Here is a 3,024-nt window from a genome sequence, read left to right on the forward strand (position 1 = left end):
GGATTATCTCTAAGGTATTGAGCAATTTCTTCAAGTTTACCCGTCCCAACAAAAGTCTTGGGATGTGAACGCTGCAATTTTTGAGTAAAACGTTTTACTGTTTCAGCTCCCGCTGTTAATGCCAGAAAATCTAACTCATCAAGATATTCTTTCACCATAACTTCGGTCATGCCTTGAGATTGGTCTATAACACCAATCAAAATTGCTTTTTCCGATTCTATTTTATTATTAAGGAAATCTCCCATGTATTTTCGAATATATGATTTATGGATTTAATTCATCTATATAAAACTAAACCCTCTCTCTTTTAAAGGTATCGACAAAAGTAAGCAATATTCGTATATAAAGTGAATTAGACCTATAACAAAAAGAGGCTCTGAAAAATCAGAGCCTCATATATCGAATACAAAATGTATTACTTATTGTAATTGGAAATTGATCGGCACAGTATAAGATACTTTTACTGCTTTACCACGTTGCTTACCTGGCTTCCACTTTGGCATCATCTTAATTACACGAAGAGCTTCTTTGTCAAGAGAAGGGTCAACCCCTCTCATAATCTTAACATTCTCAACTTGTCCAACTTTGTTAACAACAAAACCAACGTATACACGTCCAGTAATACCATTTTCTTGCGCAATTACAGGGTACTTAACAGATCTATTAATCCATTTTTGTAATTCAATGTCTCCACCTGGAAATTCAGGCATATCCTCTACAATTACAAATACCTGCTGCTCATCCTCTTCCTCAGTCTCTTCAACAACTTGAATTTCAACCTCTTCATCCATATCAGCTTCAGAGTCTTCAATTTCTAGTTCGTCTTCAATTTCTTCATCGTTATCCACAATGTTCAAAATATCAGCAACCTTAGGAGCTGGTGGTGGTGGTGGTGGTGGCTTAACAGGCTCTTGACGAGTAATAGGAATAATTTCCTCTTCAGCCTGCATTTCTTGCTCTGCCTGCAACACGTTGGCTTCACTTGTATCAACTCGCCACTCAAAGGCTAGAAATACAATAGCAAGAGTAAGAGCCAGACCAATCTCTAGAAAAAGACCTCTCTTATTCTCTAGATCTGCTTTTTGTGACTTCTTAACTTCCATAGTTTTCTTTTTATTTTTCTAGTAAATTCAGCGTCTAAAAATACAGATTCCAATTGTATTATCAAAATTATACTTTAGACATGCTTAATTATTCGGGGGTTAAAGATAGAAAAATTCACGTCAAACACGTTTAAACAACCTACATAACACATTTTAATACTCAAAAGACCTTTCAAAAAGACAAATTTTATAAAAACAAATTAGTTTTCCAGCAAGTTCAATCCAGATAAAAAGGAGTCATTCATTTTCAGCACTTCTAAACACTAAACTTATCAATATGTCATTCCTGTTTCAAAATCAATCAATACAACAATCAGATTAACAAAAAAATACACCTTTGAACCCAAATTACAAACGTTAGCGTAAACCGAATAAATAGATCATGAAATTAAAAACATAAAGAGGCTCTGAAATACAGAGCCTCTTCATTATTTATAATCAAGATTAATTACTGTAATTGGAAATTAATAGGTAAAGAGAAAGAAACTTTCACTGCTTTACCTCGTTGTTTACCAGGTTTCCACTTTGGCATTTTTTTAATCACTCGAATTGCTTCTTTATCTAAAGCAGGATCAACTCCTCGAACGACAACAATATTCTCAATGCCTCCTGATTCATTTATCACAAAATTCATATGTACTCGACCAGTTATACCATTTTCTTGAGCTATTACTGGATACTTAACTGATTTATTTATCCAATTCATAAGTTCAGCATCTCCACCAGGGAATTTGGGCATTTCTTCAACTATAATAAATATTTCTGGCTCATCATTTTCCTCAATATCCTCATTCACTTGAATCTTAACATCTTTGTCCATATCAACAAAGGCTTCTTCTATAACTAATTCTTCTTCAATATCCTCATTGTCATCAACAAGAATTATAACATCCATCATTCTAGGTGCAGGAGGTGGAGGTGGTGGTGTATTAATAGGCTCACGAGTAATAGGGATAATTTCATCATCTACTTCCAATTCTTGCACATCATTCAACACTCTTAGTTCTTGTGAATCAACACGCCATTCAAAAGCGAAAAATACAAGGGCAAGAGTAAGAACTAAACCAACTTCAAGAAAGAGGCCTCTTTTGTTTTCCAAGTCTGCTTTTTTTGTTTTTTTGATTTCCATAGTTCCAGTATTAATTTATTAAAAATCAAATCTTATTAAAGAACAACTGAATGCATCATTAAAAGTTTGATTAAAACCAATGTGATCTATGAACATAAATATAGCAAAATGATAATGAGAAAAAACCTTACTACGACCATCTTAAAGAATTTTAACAATCATGTTTATATTTTAACATATAATTCAGTAGAATTTTCTCACAAAAACAGCAAAATTAATTGCAAGAAAAAAGGACGATAAACATCATCCCTAAGAATTAATCTTACAAAAATTCTAAATTAAAATGAGTGGAAAATTAACAAAGCCCGAACTCATCCTACCTATACACACTATTCTTCTACTGTAATCAATCGTTTACCCTAGTAAACAATTATGGGTCATCGTTAATTTTCCACTTACCTCTTTTTACGTATACTTTTAAAAAAGGTTATACCTCAATTCATTTTTTTATAAAAAGAGCTTTGCTATTATTATAATTCACATATATTTGTCATCGAATTGGGGGATTAGCTCAGTTGGCTAGAGCGTTTGACTGGCAGTCAAAAGGTCAGCGGTTCGATTCCGCTATTCTCCACCCACTATACTAAGCAGTTACAGCATTTTGCAGTAACTGCTTTTTTATTTGTTCGCAAACAAATTCGCAAACTTTTCATGGATCACCGGCAAAACCTGGGTCTAACAAAATAATCATTCTAATTAGGCGAATATTTTCGTTAAACGAAATAAGAAGAAGTCAATATCCACAACGCCTCTTAAAGATCTCCTGAAGTCTTTAATTTTTGCATTAAAAGA

General features: G+C 33.3%; 2 protein-coding genes, 1 tRNA gene and 1 pseudogene. 1 reads left to right on the plus strand and 3 read right to left on the minus strand.

Going from position 1 to position 3,024, the window contains the following annotated elements; genetic code table 11:
- From ABY905_RS15725 to ABY905_RS15735, 3 genes and pseudogenes are all read right to left on the minus strand, one after another.
- Positions 1–245: pseudogene (locus tag ABY905_RS15725) on the minus strand (GTPase HflX); the annotation flags it as partial.
- A 174-nt stretch (positions 246–419) separates the two neighbouring features.
- The gene (locus ABY905_RS15730) at positions 420–1,103 is read right to left on the minus strand and encodes an energy transducer TonB (RefSeq protein ID WP_372645583.1); all 684 of its coding nucleotides are present in this window, start codon (positions 1,101–1,103) and stop codon (positions 420–422) included.
- 448 nt (positions 1,104–1,551) lie between these two features.
- Complete coding sequence (locus ABY905_RS15735; RefSeq protein WP_372645585.1) at positions 1,552–2,232, minus strand: energy transducer TonB; 681 nt, start codon at positions 2,230–2,232, stop codon at positions 1,552–1,554.
- A gap of 500 nt (positions 2,233–2,732) precedes the next feature.
- Between ABY905_RS15735 and ABY905_RS15740 the strand changes: the two genes are divergently transcribed.
- Positions 2,733–2,806, plus strand: a tRNA-Ala gene (locus ABY905_RS15740).
- Positions 2,807–3,024: the final 218 nt, after the last annotated feature.

It is taken from the genome of Ancylomarina sp., assembly GCF_041555295.1.
Taxonomy (GTDB): domain Bacteria; phylum Bacteroidota; class Bacteroidia; order Bacteroidales; family Marinifilaceae; genus Ancylomarina.

Bases quoted from the DNA above. Each gene is read 5' to 3' on its own strand.
- ABY905_RS15730 (WP_372645583.1), bottom strand. From the start codon at position 1,103: ATGGAAGTTAAGAAGTCACAAAAAGCAGATCTAGAGAATAAGAGAGGT.
- ABY905_RS15735 (WP_372645585.1), bottom strand. From the start codon at position 2,232: ATGGAAATCAAAAAAACAAAAAAAGCAGACTTGGAAAACAAAAGAGGC.